The organism is Psychrobacter sp. SHUES1, from assembly GCF_001652315.1.
Lineage (GTDB): Bacteria > Pseudomonadota > Gammaproteobacteria > Pseudomonadales > Moraxellaceae > Psychrobacter > Psychrobacter faecalis.
The window spans coordinates 1-1,263 of sequence record NZ_LXWA01000006.1 but is presented as its reverse complement, the minus strand read 5'-3'; the positions used below and the strand labels follow the sequence as shown (position 1 = coordinate 1,263).

At 42.3% G+C, this 1,263-nt stretch carries 1 protein-coding gene; it reads left to right on the top strand.

Features of this window, described 5'->3' with window-relative positions:
- On the top strand, positions 1–1,203 hold a 1,203-nt coding region (locus A7325_RS00050; RefSeq protein WP_068403502.1), incomplete at its 5' end, for an RNA-guided endonuclease InsQ/TnpB family protein.
- Positions 1,204–1,263: the final 60 nt, after the last annotated feature.

Below are 1,263 nucleotides of genomic sequence, written 5' to 3'. Positions count from 1 at the left end.
CTAGCGATCTCATTTGAGATGTTTGCCAAAAATGAATTTATTAATGCCACCAACTTGGTTAATAAAATCATGGATCTAAAGAACAATCCTGATTTTGACTTCTTAAGAACCCATGCCAATGCCGTGTCCTTACAACAAAAAGTACGTGATCTCGCCTCTGCTTGGTCACGTTTTTTTGATCCTAAAGTTCATGCCAGGCTCAAAGAAAATAAAAAGAAGCTCCGAAAACCCAAGTTCTTTAAGCTAAGCGATGGCACAGAGATTCAACTACGACAACTGATGCCAAGATTTAAACGTAAATCCGATGGCTGCGACTCAATCAGGCTTGTTCAGTTTGATAAGTATTGCCGTATTGAAGGCAACCGCATCAAACTACCTAGCGGTATTGGCTTTGTGAAGTTTAGAAAATCGCAAGACATCATCGGCACCATTAAAAACATCACTATTAGCAAGAAATTAGGGCACTGGTACGTGTCTTTTGGGTGTGAGCGAGAACTGGATCAAAACCCAATTCACCCCTCTACAAGCGCCATAGGTATTGATTTAGGTGTCACTAAACTGATTACTACCTCAGACGGTCAGCACATCAAACCCAAAAACAGCTTTAAAGCCAATCAAATTAAACTGGCCGCATTACAGCGCCAATTAAGTAGAAAAGTCTTATTCAGTCAAAACTGGAAAAAGCAGAACCGTAAGATTCAAAAATTACACCATCATATTGCCAATATCCGCCATGACTACTTGCATAAAATCACCACCACAATCAGCAAAAACCACGCCATGATTGCTTGTGAGGACTTAAAAGTAGCCAATATGTCGAAATCTGCTAGTGGCTCTGCTACTCAGCATGGGCGCAACGTCAAAGCTAAGTCAGGATTGAACAAGTCTATCTTAGATCAAGGTTGGGGTATGATGGTCGATATGATTGAGTACAAGCAGCATTGGACAGGCGGATTACTTGTCAAAGTCAATCCGCAATATACCAGCCAAACCTGCTTTGAGTGCAAGCATATCGCCAAGGAAAATAGACGCACTCAAGCTAAATTTGAGTGCGTCAAATGCGGGCATAAAGCAAATGCTGATGTGAATGCAGCTAAAAATATTCTTGCGGCAGGACATGCCGTGTTGTCTGCGGAGGGAGGATGCGGTAAAGGTCGCCCGTTGAAACAGAAAACTTGTGACATTCGTGAGAAAGTCGCCTAAGAGCGTTTGCTTTTAGAATTCCCCACTTGAGCTTGGCGAAAGTGGTGGGAGTATGTCAAT